The organism is Cobetia sp. 2AS, assembly GCF_029846355.1.
In the GTDB taxonomy this organism is placed as follows: Bacteria; Pseudomonadota; Gammaproteobacteria; order Pseudomonadales; family Halomonadaceae; genus Cobetia; species Cobetia amphilecti.
In genome coordinates this window covers 51,688-68,604 of the sequence record NZ_JARWKQ010000009.1, presented here as the reverse complement: position 1 = coordinate 68,604, position 16,917 = coordinate 51,688, and the positions used below count along the sequence as shown (strand labels likewise).

The 16,917-nt window shown below is 61.9% G+C and carries 12 protein-coding genes; 5 read left to right on the top strand and 7 right to left on the bottom strand.

Features of this window, described 5'->3' with window-relative positions; translation table 11 throughout:
- Window positions 1-272: 272 nt before the first annotated feature.
- The gene (locus tag QD356_RS17200; RefSeq protein ID WP_192838773.1) at window positions 273-1,325 is read left to right on the top strand and encodes a D-2-hydroxyacid dehydrogenase; all 1,053 of its coding nucleotides are present in this window, start codon (window positions 273-275) and stop codon (window positions 1,323-1,325) included.
- 138 nt (window positions 1,326-1,463) lie between these two features.
- Here the strand turns inward: QD356_RS17200 and QD356_RS17195 are convergent, their stop codons facing one another.
- Window positions 1,464-3,404, bottom strand: coding sequence for a hypothetical protein (locus QD356_RS17195; protein WP_192838772.1), 1,941 nt, complete (start codon window positions 3,402-3,404; stop codon window positions 1,464-1,466).
- Between the two features lie 170 nt (window positions 3,405-3,574).
- On the opposite strand from QD356_RS17195, the gene QD356_RS17190 reads away from it, so the two are divergent.
- The 3 genes from QD356_RS17190 (at window position 3,575) to QD356_RS17180 (ending at window position 7,133) form a co-directional block, all read left to right on the top strand.
- The gene (locus tag QD356_RS17190) at window positions 3,575-4,495 is read left to right on the top strand and encodes a ribokinase (protein ID WP_054556692.1); all 921 of its coding nucleotides are present in this window, start codon (window positions 3,575-3,577) and stop codon (window positions 4,493-4,495) included.
- 143 nt (window positions 4,496-4,638) lie between these two features.
- Window positions 4,639-5,592, top strand: coding sequence for a nucleoside hydrolase (locus QD356_RS17185; RefSeq protein WP_131432025.1), 954 nt, complete (start codon window positions 4,639-4,641; stop codon window positions 5,590-5,592).
- 386 nt (window positions 5,593-5,978) lie between these two features.
- Window positions 5,979-7,133, top strand: a complete 1,155-nt coding sequence (locus QD356_RS17180) for a bifunctional nicotinamide-nucleotide adenylyltransferase/Nudix hydroxylase (RefSeq protein ID WP_107334817.1) — start codon at window positions 5,979-5,981, stop codon at window positions 7,131-7,133.
- Between the two features lie 155 nt (window positions 7,134-7,288).
- On the opposite strand, the gene QD356_RS17175 is transcribed toward QD356_RS17180, so the two are convergent.
- Window positions 7,289-8,221, bottom strand: a complete 933-nt coding sequence (locus QD356_RS17175; protein ID WP_054556694.1) for a LysR substrate-binding domain-containing protein — start codon at window positions 8,219-8,221, stop codon at window positions 7,289-7,291.
- Window positions 8,222-8,542: 321 nt separating this feature from the next.
- On the opposite strand from QD356_RS17175, the gene QD356_RS17170 reads away from it, so the two are divergent.
- Window positions 8,543-9,952 (top strand): aspartate ammonia-lyase, encoded by a 1,410-nt coding sequence (locus QD356_RS17170; RefSeq protein ID WP_225348134.1) that lies wholly within the window; start codon window positions 8,543-8,545, stop codon window positions 9,950-9,952.
- A 137-nt stretch (window positions 9,953-10,089) separates the two neighbouring features.
- On the opposite strand, the gene QD356_RS17165 is transcribed toward QD356_RS17170, so the two are convergent.
- The 5 genes from QD356_RS17165 to QD356_RS17145 all read right to left on the bottom strand — a co-directional run bounded on the left by QD356_RS17165 (window position 10,090) and on the right by QD356_RS17145 (window position 16,862).
- A complete protein-coding gene (locus QD356_RS17165) occupies window positions 10,090-10,578 on the bottom strand; it encodes a hypothetical protein (protein WP_192838770.1) in 489 nt (162 codons plus the stop codon).
- A gap of 158 nt (window positions 10,579-10,736) precedes the next feature.
- On the bottom strand, window positions 10,737-12,635 hold the full coding sequence (locus QD356_RS17160) for a protein kinase (protein WP_192838769.1): 1,899 nt from the start codon (window positions 12,633-12,635) through the stop codon (window positions 10,737-10,739).
- 40 nt (window positions 12,636-12,675) lie between these two features.
- Window positions 12,676-14,484 carry a dihydrolipoyllysine-residue acetyltransferase gene (locus tag QD356_RS17155; protein WP_192838768.1) on the bottom strand — a complete coding sequence of 603 codons (1,809 nt, stop codon included), beginning with the start codon at window positions 14,482-14,484 and terminating at the stop codon, window positions 12,676-12,678.
- A 21-nt stretch (window positions 14,485-14,505) separates the two neighbouring features.
- Complete coding sequence (locus QD356_RS17150; protein WP_043333588.1) at window positions 14,506-15,474, bottom strand: alpha-ketoacid dehydrogenase subunit beta; 969 nt, start codon at window positions 15,472-15,474, stop codon at window positions 14,506-14,508.
- A gap of 113 nt (window positions 15,475-15,587) precedes the next feature.
- Entirely contained in the window at window positions 15,588-16,862 is a 1,275-nt protein-coding gene (locus tag QD356_RS17145) for a thiamine pyrophosphate-dependent dehydrogenase E1 component subunit alpha (protein ID WP_192838958.1), read from the bottom strand.
- Window positions 16,863-16,917 lie beyond the last annotated feature (55 nt).

Below are 16,917 nucleotides of genomic sequence, written 5' to 3'. Positions count from 1 at the left end.
GAACCATGACAATGTTATGCCTTGCGGCGCGTCTTGCGTTCAGCGCACCTGCGGCCCCAACATGAGAGCTTTCGCAAGCACCAGCAAGAGACGCCTACAATAAGGCCAGTTGAGCGGCTTTCAAGTCAAAGCGAAAGGGGCACATTATAGCGTGCTCGGCCCCGTGCGGGGCAACACCCAAGCACAAACCGGCCCAGACGCTACGTACTCGTCATTTCCGGGCCAGCCTTTCTCTCTTCCTATCTATCTTCCTACGCCATCATGAGGCACCTATGTCCGATCACGATCGTACTGCGCAGTCTCCCTCTCATCCTTCCACGCCCGCTTCCTCTCAGTGTGAAACTGCCTCGTCCACCGGCGCACCGCAGGCCGTCATGCTCGATGCCGGCTCCGTCGGTGACGGGCTGGACTTCTCGCGTCTCGAGGCCCGCCTGGAAGGACTGGTCTGTCATGAAGCGACCGCGCCCGAGGAAGTGGTGCCACGGCTGAGCGGTGCCTCCATCGTGCTGGTCAACAAGGTACGCATCGAGGCTCACCACATGGATGAGCTGCCGACCCTCAAGCTGATCGCGGTGATGGCGACCGGCACCAACAATATCGACATGGCGGCTGCCGAAGCACGCGGCATTCGGGTCATGAACGTCAATGCCTACGGCACTCACTCGGTGGCGCAGCACACCTGGATGCTGCTGCTGGCATTGGCAGGCCGCCTGCCGGAATACCAGACCGACATCGCCGCGGGCGAGTGGCAACGCAGCGCGACCTTCTGCCTGATGGGCCGCCCCGTGGTGCAGCTGTCCGGCAAGCATCTGGTCATCATCGGCAAAGGGGAGCTGGGCACTGCGGTGGGCAGGCTGGCCGAGGCGTTCGGCATGCGCGTGACCTTTGCCGCCCGACCGGGCACAGCCCCCACTGCCGAGCGCCCCGCGCTGGAAAGCCTGCTGCCCCAGGCTGACGCCATCAGCCTGCACTGCCCGCTGACCCCAGAGACGCAGCATCTGATCGATGAGCAGGCGCTCGCCGCCATGAAGCCCGGTGCACTGCTGGTCAATTGCGCCCGCGGGGGCATCATCGACGAGGACGCAGCGCTGGAGGCACTGGCCACTGGACAACTCGGCGGCCTGGCGGTGGATAGCCTGCCGGAGGAGCCGCCACGTGAAGGCCACTCGCTGCTCTCGGCCCTGGAAAGCCAGCACCATTCGGCGAGTGCGCCTTTGAACCTGATCGTCACGCCGCACAATGCCTGGATCAGCCAGGAGGCGCGCCAGAACATGCTCGATCTCAGTCTGGCCAATATCGAGACATTCCTGAGCGAACACGCCTGACACGGCCACAGCCTCGCGGCCTCAACCTCGCGATGAGAGCCACTGACGCCGAGTGGCAGGTGTGAGCGGTACGTCACGAAAAAAGCCCCCGAACCGGCATATGCGCCGAGTCGGGGGCTTTTTATGAGTGGCCTGGCGTCAGCGGATGCGGATATGCATGCCCGCCGCCTTGAGGGCGTTGCCTTCAGCGTCCCACGACACCACACGACCGCGTGAGCTCAACAGTACCCACCGGGTGCCGCTCGCTCTTTCCTCACCCTCCTTCTCGTCGCCCTCTAGCGCGCCTCCCTCTAGCACACCGTCAGCGGCCAAGCCCCGCTGTTGCAGAAGCTTGTCGCCAGCCTTGCCTGTCCCGGCGTCTACGCCTACCTCGTTCATTCCCATCGCCTCGATCTGCTGAAGGTCCTCTTCCTGCGGCGCACGCATCCGGTACTGACACTCACAGCTTTCGCCGTAGGTAGTGATGATCTTGTGTCTGAGCGCATGTACCTGCTCGAGATCCTCCGGGTGAATCAAGCGATCGAAGTCCATTTCGCGCATCGCCAACGGCTCGTGGCCCGAAGCGCCGAGCATCTTCCAGAGATTGGGGTGGATCTGGACGATGCGCTCAGGAATGTCCATTTCCCACAGGCTATCGCCACTGGCTTCGAGGGAATCCAGCAAGCGACGCTCGCTGGACTGCAATTCCTTCTGGGTCTGGCGCAGGCGCTGGTACATCTCTTCGGCGGTGGCGTTGGCATCATCCAGCTCGACGATGCCACTGCCGCCCGCGGACTCGACTTCCGCGCCCATGCCGATGCGATGCAGACGCTCACGCAGCTCGGCCAGCGGCACCGAAAGGCGGCGGCTGATGTGGTGCGTGCGCCAGCTCATGAGAATGAAGAAGGTGAAATAGAACAGGATCAGGCCACCGACCAGCGCCATGCCGACCAGCTGGAAGTTGCGCCCGATCTCGGCGGTACGAAAGAAGACGGCGCTCTCCTCGACCATGCTCAACATGATCCAGCCATTGCCCGGCAAGCGCTCCCACGCCACCTTGTAGGGCGCTCCCGCCACATTGACGCTCTCCAGGCCACGCCGCTGCTCGAGGATACGGGGCGCGAGTCTCTTGAAGACGTCATGACCTTTCAGCTCCAGCTGGGCGGGCCGAATGACATCCTCTTCCTGGAGGTCATTGGCATCGGGAATCTCCAGCGGCAGCAGCGACAGCAACTGCTCACCGGCGCGCGGGACGGCGAGTGAGCGCCCCTCGGCATCGAACAGCATCGCGAAGCCTTGCCAGGGCAGCTCCATCGCCAGCACCTGATTGACGATCACGTCCAGGGTCATGTCGACGCCGGCGACGCCGAGAAACTCGCCTTGCTCGGAATAGAAGGGACTGACGGCCGACGTCATCCAGCCATTGCCGGCCGGGTCTTCGTAGATGTCGGTCCAGATGGTGTTTCGCGAGGGATTTGCCTCTGGTGCGGCCAGATAGAAGAAGGAGAAGTCACGACAGTCGTGGTCGGCTGGCACCAGCGAGGCCAGATCGACATAGGGGAAGAGGCGGACATAGCAGTCGGCCATCGTGACGAAGGACTGCACCACGGCCGAGTGCGAGGACACGACACTGCGCATGATCGGGTCGACCGCCGTCATGCGCAGCGCCATGGGGATGTCCTGCTCGAGACCTGGCAAGACGGGATAGAAGCCGCTGCCCTGATTGTCAGCCGTCTGCTGACTGGCCCAGACACCGCTGGGCAGGCTTGCGTGACGGGCAACCTCACGCGCCGCTACCCCGGTACCGGTGTCGCCCATGGCCAGTTCGCCTGCCTGGGCACCGAGCCCGCGCGACAGGTTCTGGACATGCTCCAGTTGCTGGCTGAGTGACTTGGCCTCCCGCAGCATCGCCAGATTGAGCTCGCTGCTCGACTGGGATTGCAGGTAATTGAGGTTGGCATCACGAATCTCGTCATTGGACACGAAATACACCGCCACCAGGGCGGTCTCGACCAACAGCAACGGAATCATGGTACTGGTGAAGAGCGCTCGCCAGACCCACTTCTTGATCGTGACGGCGGGTTGCTTCGACTCCGACATGGGCGACTATCCTGAATCCAGCGAGATGACAGGAAGTATGCACTTTCTCTTGCGTTCCAAGAGGCTAATAGCTTCAACGCTTAAACATGACCTGAAGGTCAGACCTTGGTGATACGACTGGGGACAGGCGGCCAAGGCTTTGCTAGGATGCTCGCCCCCAAGGAGGCTGCATGCTTTACAACTACGGTTCTATCAATATCGATCATGTCTATCGGGTACCTCACCTGGTACGACCGGGTGAAACCCTGGCGAGTCTCTCCTACCGTCAGGTACTGGGTGGCAAGGGTGCCAACCAGTCGCTCGCGCTTGCGCGCGCCGGAGGCGACGTCACGCACTGGGGCCGCCTTGGCAACAGTGATCGCTGGGCACTTGAGCCGCTGGAAAGCGCCGGTGTCATCACCTCGCAAGTCGAGCTGAGCGCCAGCGCCAGTGGCCACGCCATCATCCAGGTGGACGACCACGCCGAGAACAGCATCATTCTGCATCCGGGCGCCAACCACGGTTTCACCGATGAGCATCTTGCGACGCTGTTCTCCGGCGTGACGCAGGGAGATTGGCTGCTGCTGCAAAATGAGTGCAACGCACTGGGCAAGGTCATCGAGCTGGCACATGCCAAGGGCATGAAGATCGCCTTCAACCCCGCCCCGATGGGTGCTGATGTCCTGCGCCTGCCGCTGGAACACTGCCAGGTGCTGTTCCTCAATCGCGGTGAAGCGGCACAGCTGGTCGAGCTGGAAGAGAGCGCGCCTGTCGCCACCCTGCTCGCCGCGCTGCACACACGCCTGCCTGACACCGAAGTGGTCATGACCCTGGGCAGTGAAGGCGTCTGCTACCAGCTGGGGGAACAGCGCATCCAGCTGCCGGCACACCGCGTCAATGCCGTGGATACCACCGCGGCGGGCGACACCTTCATCGGCTATTACCTGGCAAGCCAGATCGAAGGCCAGAGCATCGAGGAAAGCCTGCGTCGTGCCAGCACCGCCTCTGCCCTGTGCGTGAGCCGCGAAGGTGCAGCGCCGAGCATTCCGCTGGCCAGTGATGTCGCCGCTGCCCTGGCCGAATGGCCGACGCTCGACGTCCTGAGCAACTGACGTTCTGGGCTACTGAGTCTTTGAACAACTGAACTACCTGCACGGGGCACCACCACGTGGCCCGTGCCGTGCCCGTGTCATCTCATGGGCGCCCTGTTGGAATAACGCCCTCTATTGCAGGTCACTTCTTTCACGAGGTCAGCATGAAAACACCGATTATCTTTGATACCGATCCGGGCGTGGATGATGCCCAGGCGATTGCCATCTGTCTGGCGCATCCGGACATCGAATTCCTCGGCATGACCACCACCTTCGGCAACGTCACCATCGAGACGGCCACCTCCAACGCCCTGCTGCTGGGCGAACTGGCGGGTCAGGAAATTCCGGTCGCCCAGGGTGCTGCCCAGCCGCTGGTCAAGGACAAGTTCCCTGCGCCGGCGCACATCCACGGCGCCAATGGCCTGGGCAACATGGAGATCCCGGAGCCCAAGGGCAAGGCGCTGTCCATCAGCGCACCGCAGTTCATCGTCGAGCAGGTCAATGCGCGTCCGGGCGAGATCACCCTCGTCGCCGTCGGCCCGCTGGGCAATCTGGCCACCGCACTGCAGCTGGACCCGAGCATCATCAGCAAGGTCAAGCAGGTCGTCATCATGGGCGGTTCCATCCGTGAAGGCGGCAACGTCTCACCGGTCGCCGAAGCCAACATCTTCAATGACCCACATGCCGCCGCCAAGGTGCTGACCGCCGGCTGGCCGCTGACCATGGTCGGTCTCGATGCGACGCACCGCTGCGTGCTGTCTCCGGCCCACGTCGAGCGCATCCGTGTCGCGCAAGGCGCACTCGGCGAAGTGCTGTCCGGCAGTTATCAGTTCTACAAGGCCTTCTATCAGGAAGCGCGTGGCATCGATGGTTGCTGCCCGCACGACAGCTGTGCCCTCGCCTGGCTGATGAAGCCGGAGCTCTTCACCACCGAGCGCGGCCACCTGAATGTCGAAGTCGAAGGCCTAGCCGAAGGTCAGACGCTGTTCGCCCCTGAAGGACGTGAATTTCTCGGCAATCAGTGGTCCCAGACGCCGCTGGTTGACGTCTGCGTCAATGCCCAGGGCGACAAGGTCGTCGAGTGGATCACCGACGTGCTGACCGCCAAGGCGTCCTGACCCGGCGCCCGGCAGGCACGCCTGGGGCCTGCCATCGGCCTTGCCACAAACCGAGACAACGCCCGTCAGCGTCATTGCTGGCGGGCGTTGTCTCGGTTTGAGCACTCGCGCTTGTTCACTTTCCCCTTTCCCCTTCCTCCTTCCCTCTTCTCCTCTTTGGCGTCTCTCCTTTACCGCAACGGCCTTCCCACGCCCCGAATACCGAGACGTTGCTGAGTTATGGAAACTCTTTCAGTAAGATAACGGGATAAACTTTTGAATAACCCTTACCAGACGAGAGTGAATGGCGAGCCGTTCGGCGCATGCACATAATCTGATACGCTAGCAAAATCTCACTGGGCAAGCGCCTCATACGCCGCCCCATCCTGCCTGCCACGGAGCTCATCATGCCTTCGACGACAACGTTGCCCTCTGCCCCCGCTGCAACGCTTCGCACTCAGGATTCTCCCGCGATCGCCGACACCCAGTACGACTGCCTGGTCTTCATCGGTCGCTTCCAGCCCATGCACCATGGCCATGTTGCCGTGATGGAAGAGGCCCTGCGCCTCGCGCGGCAGGTCATCGTGCTGGTCGGTTCTGCCTGGCAGGCACGTTCACTGCGCAACCCGTTCACCTTCTCTGAACGCACGCGCATGATCCGCAGCTGCTTTGACGATGCCGACAATGCGCGCCTGGAAATCGTGCCGTTGCTGGATGCGCTCTACAACGACGATGTCTGGGTGCGTGATGTGCAGCGCAAGGTACGCGATATCGCGCGTCCGCAGGCCAACCGGATGCCGAGAATCGCGCTGATCGGTGCCAATCGTCGTGACAGCAACAGCCAGTCAAGCTACTACCTGAGCCTCTTCCCGCAATGGGAGTCAGTGGCGGTGCCACTGCGCGAGGGGATGGAGGCCAGCCGTATTCGTGAAGTCATCTTCACCGAGCGCGCCCGCGCCGAGGATTGGCTGGACAACGAGGGACTGGAGCTGCTGCCACCGCCGGTGGCTCAGCACCTGCATGGCTTCCTGGATGAGACCGCGTGGCAAGGGCTGGTCGAGGAACGTCGCCTGCTGGAGCAATATCGCGCCGCCTGGAGCGATGCGCCCTACCCACCACTGTTCATCACGGTCAACGCCGTGGTGGTGCAGTCCGGCCATGTTCTGCTCACCACACGTCGCGCGGCACCCGGCAAGGGGCTTTACGCTCTGCCTGGCGGCTTCGTGCAACCCCAGGAGCGCCTGCTGGATGCCTGTCTGCGTGAACTCAAGGAGCGTGTGCGCCTCAAGGTGCCGGAACCGGTACTGCGTGGCTCTCTGCGCGGACAGCGTCTGTTTGACGCGCCACATCGCAGCTGGCGCGGACGCACTCTGGCAGAGGCCTTCTACTTCGCCCTGCGCCCGGAGCAGCAGCTTCCCAAGCTCAGAAGCGGCGGCGGCGAGAACGAGGAGCAGGCACGCTGGGTCGCGCTGGCGGATCTGGAGCCCGACACCCTCTTCGAGGACCACTTCTTCATCATTCAGAATTTCCTCGGCCTGCACGCAGGCCAAAGCAGTTTCTGACTACCCGGAACGGCCTACGCAGGCGCGCGCTCTTCCCTGCATCAGCACAACGAAAACGGCAGCCCAAGGGGCTGCCGTTTTCGTCAGAAGACACCTGGCTTTGCTTGTGTCTTCGCCTTCGCCTTTGTCCTTGTCTTTGCCTGCAACACTCAGGCTCAGGCTTCGAGGAAATCTCGCGGCAGGTTCATCAGCTGTTTCCATAGCTTGTCGATGCCGGGCTTGTGGACAAGGGAGCAACGATAGAGACGAATCTCCAGCGGGATATCCCACGCCTCGTTGCCCGCCCGCACCAACTTGCCGCTTTCCAGCTCATCACGAATGCAGAAATCCGGAATCCACGCCATGCCGACGCCCTGCAGGGCCATGCCCTTGAGGCCCTCGGCCATCGCCATCTCATAGACGGTGCGCAGGCGCAGGCGCAGCGGATCATTCTTGAGCAGCATCTTCACGCTGCGACCCAGAAATGCCCCCTGGGTATAGGACAGCAAGGGAATCGCATCCTGGCTGGTCTCGCTCTGCCCGGTCAGCGGGAAGCGTGGCTCGCCATTCTCAAGCGGCACGCATACCGGCAGCATGTTGACCTTGGCGACCGAGAAGGACGGGAAGGCCTCGGCGTCCAGCTGCATGCTGGCGTAAGGGTCGTAATAGGCGAGCATCAAGTCGCAGTTGCCTTCGCGCAGCGAGTGAATGGCGTCGCCGACATTCATCGCGGACAGGCGTGTCGGCAACTCCCCCAGGCCCTGCTGGAGACGCGAGATCCACTTGGGGAAGAAGGCCAGCGCCAGCGAATGCGCGGCCGCGATATCCAGGGTCTCGTTGGCCATGCCCAGACCACGCAGATGGGCGAGACACTCTGACAGCTGCTCTGTCAGGTTGCGCGCGGTGACCAGAAACAGCTGGCCCTCCGGCGTCAGACTGACCGGGGTCGTCGAGCGGTCGACCAGCGTAGTGCCCACGGCCTGTTCAAGCGCACGGATGCGGCGACTGAACGCAGGCTGGGTAACGTGTCGCAGGCGAGCCGAGGTGGAGAAGCTGCGGGTATTGGACAGCGCAACGAAATCTTCCAACCACTTAGTTTCCAGGTTCACCCGAACTCCCAAAAATGTCGAACATGCCCAAGCGAGGCTTGCCTGGCCGGTCATGCAGGGTCTTGTCATGGAGAATGGTGCGTCGCGGCGCACCACCACCTTCGTCTTATGCGTTTGACGTATACGGCAGCGTTGAATGGCATTGGCCGCCGAAGGGCTGCGCTGGTTACCCTTGTCCACCTAGCCGCCATCCAAGCGCCACAGTGTACTTCAGCCAGGAGTTCCGCCCAAGTGAACCATCTCTCGGAAACCCCCATCGCCGCCAATGCCACCCCGGCAACCTCCACGCCGGCCGACCTGAGCCATGCCGAGCGTGAGGCACTGGCCAACGGCTTCCGACTTGAAAAGGATCTCCTCGGGCGCGAGCCGGTGCCGGCTGATGCCTACTACGGCGTGCAGACCCAGCGCGCGCTGAACAACTTCCACCTCTCCGGCGTGCCGCTGTCGCACTTCCCGCGTCTCGTCGAAGGGCTCGCGCTGGTCAAGGCCGCCGCCGCCGAAGCCAACCATGCGCTGGGCTATCTCGAGACACGCGAACACGATGCCATTCAGCACGCCTGTGCGCGTCTGATGAATGGCGATCACCATGATCAATTCGTGGTCGACATGATCCAGGGCGGCGCCGGCACCTCGACCAACATGAATGCCAACGAAGTGATCGCCAATCTGGGCCTGGAATTTCTGGGCTACGAGAAAGGCGATTACCAGCAGCTGCATCCCAACAATCACGTCAACATGGCGCAGTCCACCAACGACGCCTACCCGACCGCCATCCGTGTCGGCCTGCTGCGCAGCCACTCGATGCTGGTGGACGCGCTGAGCGAACTGGCCAATGCCTTCGCCACCAAGGCGCTGGAATTCGATGACGTGGTCAAGATGGGTCGCACCCAGCTGCAGGACGCGGTGCCGATGACGCTGGGCCAGGAATTCCGAGCCTTCGCCAACACCCTGCGAGAAGATGTCGATCGCATCGCCAACCTCAATGAGTTGCTCAAGGAGGTCAATCTGGGCGGGACCGCGATCGGCACCGGCATCAATGCCGACCCGCGCTACAGCGCACTGGCGATCGAGGCTCTGGCGCGTCGTTCCGGCATCGACTTCCGTCCGGCGTCGGACCTGGTCGAGGCGACCAGCGACATGGGCGCCTTCGTGCTGTTCCACGGCATGCTCAAGCGCCTGGCGGTCAAGCTGTCCAAGATCTGCAACGACCTGCGCCTGCTGTCCTCAGGCCCGCGCACCGGCTTCAACGAGATCAACCTGCCGCCTCAGCAGCCGGGCAGCTCGATCATGCCGGGCAAGGTCAACCCGGTGATTCCCGAGGCCGTCAATCAGGTCGCCTTCGATGTCATCGGCAACGACACCGCGCTGACCATGGCGGCGGAAGCCGGCCAGCTGCAGCTCAACGTGATGGAGCCGCTGATCGCCTACAAGCTGCTCGACTCCATCCGCCAGCTGAGCCGTGCCATGACCATGCTCAAGAATCGCTGCGTGATCGGCATCACCGCGAATCGTGATCGCTGCGCCGAGCTGGTCAACAATTCCATCGGCCTCATCACCGCGCTCAACCCGTATATCGGCTATGACAACGCCACCCGCATCGCCAAGGAAGCCCTGGTCAGCGGTCGCAGCGTGCTGGAACTGGTACGTGAGGAAGGCCTGCTGGACGAAGCGCGCCTGGAGGCACTGCTGTCCCCGCAGGCCATGACGCGCCCGCGTCAGATGAAGGACTGACCCTTCAGCGAGAGTCTGCTCGCTAGCCGTATCAATCTGTTGTCACATGCGACAGCGCCGCACCAGAAAGCCTCTGGTGCGGCGCTGTCGTATCAAGGCCATAAATCAGACGACTTTACTGACTTAGGGCATCACGCTTACTGCTGTGCGCTGGACTGCGAGATTACATCATCACGATGCGCGGCAAAGTATTTGCGTGCACGCTCAGCTTCTTCCACGGTGGGTGTATAGGTCGTCCATTCTCCGCCCTTCTCATCACGATAACGCACGACACCCTCGTCATGGTCGATTTCATAGTAAGGGTGGACTTCACGCAGATTGAAGAATGCGGCTGGGGCAAAGAACAGGATATCAAGCGCCAGATAACCGCCATTGAACTTCAGCGGCAGAATGCCATACATCGGCATCTTGTTGTCATCCATTACTTCAAACTCGTAATTGCCGAAGCTGGTGGTGGGTAGCGTTTCTTGAACGGTAGACTGATCTCTGGAGACATCTTTCAAGTTGATACGCGCCGTCTCTGACGGGCTGCTGATCGTCGTATGCGCGCTACATCCTGCCAGCAGCGCCAGAATAGCCAGACCACCTGAAGCTTGACGCAATTTCCGAGCGAGAGGTCGAGACATGAGTACGTTCCCTGTAGGTTATCGATTTTTATCGATCTGATTATTGGGTTCAGCAAGATCAGCAATGATCACGCGATGTGACAATAACACGACTCACGATAATAGCCGTTATATTAATCGGCATCACTATGCGACTGCCATCCAAGGCAAACTCCTTTTCACACCGCGTGCGGGTCACGCGGATCCCGTGGATAGAAGCGTTCGGGTTGCGCCTCGATATGATCGAAATGCTTGGTGTTCTTATAGGGCATCTTCATGAAGCCGGAGATTCCCAGCCCGGAGATCAGCGGCACGGCATCGAGAATCTCCGCCAGCAGACGCGCGAATTCCTGCTCTCGCGAGGGGTCCAGCAGTCGGTAATAACTGTGAATCTTGAGGTGGTGAGGCAGGGCTTCGAAGATCAGCATGCCGGTGTGATGGATGGCATTGAGTGACTCCAGTGCCTTCAATATCTTCTCGGGCAGCACCAGCAGTTCCTCAGGATCCGGGCCGTCCTCGAAGTAGGAGTGCACGCGCGAGTCATCCTCAAGCTCCGGCACCGCACTGACCTCATAGCTCAAGCGAGGTCTGGCCTCCCCGTCTGCCGTCGGTGCAAAGACAAAGGCAGCCTCCGGGTCTTCCCGCTCCAGATGCAGGGTATCGCGGGCATTGAACAGACACGCCTTGAACACGCCCTGGCGATAGATGGCACGCGCCAGAGCGACCATGTTGTTGATCGCGACGACGAAGGCGGCCTTCAAGGCAGGGTCATGCAGGTGCAGCGCAGTATCCACGAAGATGCCCTGTGGCTCCCAGCGAATCGCCAGACCACCGACGATCGGGTATTTGCCCAGACGACTGACCGCGGCCAGGAAGGCTTTTTCGGTGCCGCCCATGCCTTGCATGAAGTTCTTGTAATAACGATCCAGCTGGACATCATTGACGGCGTCCAGCGCGTTGCCAGCATGTTCGCCGGTCTCATCCGCCTCGAAGGCTTCACGCAGAAAGGATTTGCGCGAGGTATAGACGACCGTGTCGATCTCGTGCGTTGCCGGCCTCACCCAGACCGGCAGCAGAGACTGTGGCGGCTCGAGGGGCAATTCCGGCATCACCAGCCGTGAGATCCTGCCCATCTCGCGCAGGAAGTAGTCGCCGGCCTGCATGCGCAGCTGCGGGTCATGCGCCAGCATGCCATCGAGCAGACGCGCGAATTCTCGGGGCAACCCCAGCGACACCGCCGGAATGGCGCGCACGCCAAAGCGACACGACTGACCTGAGGCCAGCGCATAGAGTGTGGCGGCCACGCCCTGCTCATCGAAGCGCGGCGAGGACAGCGCACCATTGAGCTGCTCCTCGCCGATGAAATAGACATCGCCCAGACGCGCATTGGTCTGTTGCAGGTTATCTGACATCAGCTGCATCACGTTGGTGGTGATGAACTGCTGATGCTCATCGAGCTGAGCGAACACCGAACTGCCCCAGTCAATCAATGCCACCTGTTCCCGCTCGACATCGAAGACCAGATTCGACGGCTTGATGTCGCCATGCACGACCGGTGGCGTGCCCGCTCCCGTCGATGCCCCGCGCAGCGACTTGAGGATGTCGGCCAGCTGACTGGCGATCTTGACCACCAGTCGCGGCGACATGCGCCCGTGACGCAGCGAATATTCCTCGAGATTGATGCCCGGCGCGCGCTGCATGACCAGAATCGACTGCCGCCGTACCCGCTGATAGCTGACCAGACGCGGTATCAGCGGGTGGGCGACCTGGTCGAGCATGTAGGCCTCTTCCTCCAGGCGGTCCTGCAGTGCCTGGGGCAGAGTCACCCGCGTGAACTTGAAGACGTGCTCTTCACGCGTGCGCCGGTCTTCGCCCAGGCGCCAGCCCGCGAACACGAAACCGTAGGCGCCCTTGCCGACCAGATGGATATCCCGGTAGCCCAGCCCCTCGAGCTGGGCGATGCACAGCGCCACCCAGTCCTTGAGCTTCTTGGCATCATGATGCGAGAGCAGATAGATCGACTGCTCTTCCGGGATATAGAACTGTTGCAGGCGCTCGTGGGCGCGCGCATCACTCATGCAGGATGCTCTCTAGCCGGACCCTGGATCAGACAGCGCCTCATGACAGCGACAGCAGCATTTCGTCAGGGTGCTCGAGATAGTGCTTCCACAGATTGCTGAAGCGCGCGATGGTCCCGCCATCGATGATGCGATGATCCCCCGCCCAAGTGATGGTCATGATGTCACGCGCACAGACATTGCCCTCGCCATCGAAGCGCGGCAGACGCTGAGTGCGCCCCAGCGCGACGATGGCGACCTCCGGCTGGTTGATGATCGGCGCGGCGTAGGTGCCGCCCAGTGCACCGATATTGGAGATCGACAAGGTGCCGCCCTTGAGGTCCGCCGGGGCAACGCGCCCGCTGCGTGCAGCTTCGGTCAGCCGCCCGACCTCACGCGCGATCTCGAGAATACTCAGGCGTTCGACGCCCTTCACGTTCGGTACCATCAGCCCGCTGGCACTGTCCACCGCCATGCCGATGTTGCAGGCGCCCTGATAGAGTATCTCGCTCTCATCCTCGCTGAGGCGCGCATTGAGAATCGGCTCCTCGATGACCGCCAGCGCCATGGCTTTCATGATGAACGGCATCAGGGTCAGGCGAATGCCCTGCTGCTCGGCGCGTACCTTGAGGCGGGCCCGCAACGCCAGCAGGTCGGTGATATCGAGCTCATCGCCATAATGGAAATGCGGGATCTGCGTGCTGGCCTGCACCATGCGCCTGGCCATTACCGCCGCGACACCCTTGAGCGGTACCGCTTTTGCCTCAAGGCGTGACGATCGCACCTCGTCACTGACCACGTCACTGGCCACAGCACACGCTTCGGCAGCTGCCTTGTCGGTCTCGGCGGCCGCGCCGACCTTGTGAGCATCATCAGGTGTCACGTCAGTCTCGCGCGTCTCGGATTGCTTGAGATATGCCAGCACATCTTCCTTCAGCACCCGGCCGTTACGCCCCGAGCCAGCAATGGCCTGGATATCGAGCTGATGTTCTCGCAATAGGCGGCGCACGGCAGGGGTCGCGGGTATACGAGGCCGGCTCTCCCCATGACGCCCGTCTTGCCCACTCCTGTTGTCGCTCTTGCCGTCGCCCTCCTGGCGGTTCTCTGACAGATACTCTGGCTGAGCCTGCTTGCGTTCAGGCGCGGTGACACCACTCTCGGTGCTCTCAGCGCTTTCAGCCTCTGCCTCCTCATCAGGCACATAGGCATACAGCGGCGTATGCACTCGGGCATTTTCGCCCTGGGCGTAATGGAAGCGCACGATACGCCCGGGCTCCGAGGCGGTGATCTCGACCAGTGCCTTGTCGGTCATCACATCGACGATCGTCTGGTCTTCTTCCACCGTGTCGCCTTCCGCGACGTGCCAGGTGACCACCTCACATTCGACAATGCCTTCGCCGATATCCGGCAGGATGAAATCACGCGAACGTCGCTCAAGGGCCGCGGCTGTCGGTGTGGCAGGTGCCTCATTGCTACCTGACAGCGCGACATCCGACTGACTGCTGGCCGCCTGGCTGGCAGCTGACTTAGCCTGTGCCGTCGAGCGAGCAGGCGCTGCAACCGTCATGACATCACCGGCGGGGTCATCCTCACGCTCGCCGTGTCGGGTCTTGTCACTATCACTGTCGCTGCGAACGCCATCATCCACCGCAAACAGCGGCGCATGGACACGGGCAATCTCGCCTTCCTGACAGTAAAGCTTGACCACGGTACCGGCGTGGGGCGCGGGGATTTCCACCAACGCCTTGTCTGTCATGACCTCGGCCACCGGCTGATCTTCCTCGATCACGTCGCCTTCCTTGATCAACCACTTGACCAGCTCGCACTCGACGATGCCTTCGCCGATATCGGGCAGGATGAAATCTTTCATGGCGCGCATCACTCCCTGTCATCAGTAATTCAAGCTTTGCTTGATGGCCTCGTAGATCTTGAGCTCGTCCGGCAGATGCTCCTTCTCGAGCACCAGCGGGAACGGCGTATCAAGGCCAGTGACGCGTCGGATCGGCGCCTCTAGATACAAAAAGCAACGCTCCTGCACAGTGGCGGCAATCTCGCTGGCAAAACCTCCCGTCAGCGGCGCTTCATGACTGACCACCAGACGACCGGTCTTGAGCACCGAGTCACACACCGTCTCGATGTCCCAGGGCAGAATGCTGCGCAGGTCGATGATCTCGCAGTCGATGCCATCCTGCTCGGCGAGTGCGGCGGCCTTCTCGATGACTTCCATCTGAGCGCCCCAGCCGAGCAGCGTGATATCGCGGCCTTCACGAATGACGTCGGCCACACCCAGGGGCAATTCGTAATCGGCTTCTGGTACCTCGCCCACCGAGGCGCGATAGAGCCGCTTGGGCTCCATGAACAGCACCGGGTTGGGGTCGCGAATCGCCGCCAGCAAGAGCCCCTTGGCCTGGTGGGGATTGCGTGGCATCACGATCTTGAGGCCCGGGGTATGCGCGAAATAGGCCTCGGGCGACTGGGAGTGATAGAGCCCGCCTGCGATGCCGCCACCATAGGGCGTGCGAATCGTCAGGCCGCCGACATCGAACAGATCACCGGAGCGATAGCGGAACTTGGCCGCCTCGTTCACGATCTGGTCAAAGGCGGGGAAGATGTAGTCGGCGAACTGGATCTCGGCCACCGGCGTCGAGCCTTGTGCCGCCAGCCCATTGGCGAACCCGATGATGCCCTGCTCGGTGAGGGGCGTATTGAAGCAGCGCTCTCGACCGTATTTGTCCTGCAGGTGGCTGGTGGCCCGGAAGACGCCGCCGAACACCCCGACGTCCTCCCCGAACAGCACCACACGGGGATTGGCGGCCATGGCGATATCCAACGCATTGTTGATCGCCTGCAGCATGTTCATCTGTTTCTTGCCCGAGGCCGCCGCCTCCTTGCTGCCAGTCGCAGCAGACACCTCTGCCGAAGCTGAGTCTGTCACTGGTGTTTTCTCCAACGGCTGCTCACTCATCTGCTCGCTCATGATGTCTGGTCTCCATCTACCGGCTGATGGCTCTGCATGCGCTGCTGGCGTGCCTGATACGCCTTGCGACTGTCATCCAGCTCCTGCGCAGTGAACCCCATGCTGGCAGCGCCCTTGGGATAGGCATGCGGATACTTGCGAATATGCTGTTTCACGTCTTCGAGCTGCTGCGTGAGCAACGGCGTCGGCGTGTCGTAGACATCGCTGATCAGCGTGTCCAGCGCCGGTGGCGCCAGTTTCTCGGCACGTTTCATGGACTCAAGCACTTCGCGACGCAGTTGATCGCCAGTGGCCTTTTCCTCCTCCTCGCTCCACCAGCCTTGCGCCTCCAGCCAGTTGCGCATGCGCAGGATGGGGTCCTTGTCGCGCCAGATGGCCTCCTCCTTCTTGCTGCGATACCCGGAGGGGTCATCCGAGGAGGAATGCGCCGCCAGACGGTAGGTCATCGCCTCGATCAATACCGGCTGATTGGTCTCGACCGCGATCTTGCGCGCCGCCAGGGTGGCTTCGTAGACGGCGATCACGTCATTGCCATCCACCCGGATGCTCTGCATGTGATAGCCGAAGGCGCGGGGCGCGATGCCATCGGCGGCGAATTGCTCGCATGACGGGGTGGAAATGGCATAGCCATTGTTACGACACAGGAAGATGCACGGTACCCGATGCACGGAGGCCATGTTGAGGGCAGCATGGAAATCGCCCTCGGAGGCGGCCCCTTCCCCGAAGATAGTGATGGTGCACTGCCCCTTGCCCGCCAGCTTCTGGCCGTAGGCATAGCCGGTCGCCTGGGGAATCTGGGTCGCCAACGGCGAGGAGATGGTCATGTAGTGCAGGTCACGCGATCCATAGTGGATCGGCATCTGACGGCCCTTGCCGTAGTCGCGCTCGTTGCCGAACATCTGGTTCATGAATTCGTCACAGCTGAAGCCGCGCCAGGCCAACGCACCCTGCTCACGGTATTGCGCCATGATCATGTCATCGTCTTGAAGCGCCGCCGCACTGCCGATCACCGTGGCTTCCTCGCCGGTGCATTGCATGTAGAAGCTCAAGCGCCCCTGGCGCTGGGCGGCCAGCATGCGCTCATCCAGCACCCGGGTGAACAACATTGTCCGGTAGATCTTGAGCGCCGTGTCGCGGTCGATAGGTGAACTGTCCTGCGACTGGCCTCCCCGGGTATCGTTACTCTGCCCCTGTGGCGCATCGACGGGATAAAGGGTGCCGTCCTGACGCAGACGCTTGAAAATCGGGATACAGAGCTCATCGCCGGTCATGAAGGCCAGGTGATGCAGCACCGTTGGCCCCTGCGGCGCGATCTGGTCTGCCGTC

Bases quoted from the DNA above. Each gene is read 5' to 3' on its own strand.
- QD356_RS17165 (WP_192838770.1), bottom strand. From the start codon at position 10,578: ATGTCTCGACCTCTCGCTCGGAAATTGCGTCAAGCTTCAGGTGGTCTG.
- QD356_RS17200 (WP_192838773.1), top strand. From the start codon at position 273: ATGTCCGATCACGATCGTACTGCGCAGTCTCCCTCTCATCCTTCCACG.
- QD356_RS17150 (WP_043333588.1), bottom strand. From the start codon at position 15,474: ATGAACATGCTGCAGGCGATCAACAATGCGTTGGATATCGCCATGGCC.
- QD356_RS17145 (WP_192838958.1), bottom strand. From the start codon at position 16,862: ATGACCGGCGATGAGCTCTGTATCCCGATTTTCAAGCGTCTGCGTCAG.
- QD356_RS17190 (WP_054556692.1), top strand. From the start codon at position 3,575: ATGCTTTACAACTACGGTTCTATCAATATCGATCATGTCTATCGGGTA.
- QD356_RS17180 (WP_107334817.1), top strand. From the start codon at position 5,979: ATGCCTTCGACGACAACGTTGCCCTCTGCCCCCGCTGCAACGCTTCGC.
- QD356_RS17155 (WP_192838768.1), bottom strand. From the start codon at position 14,484: ATGAAAGATTTCATCCTGCCCGATATCGGCGAAGGCATCGTCGAGTGC.
- QD356_RS17160 (WP_192838769.1), bottom strand. From the start codon at position 12,635: ATGAGTGATGCGCGCGCCCACGAGCGCCTGCAACAGTTCTATATCCCG.
- QD356_RS17185 (WP_131432025.1), top strand. From the start codon at position 4,639: ATGAAAACACCGATTATCTTTGATACCGATCCGGGCGTGGATGATGCC.
- QD356_RS17195 (WP_192838772.1), bottom strand. From the start codon at position 3,404: ATGTCGGAGTCGAAGCAACCCGCCGTCACGATCAAGAAGTGGGTCTGG.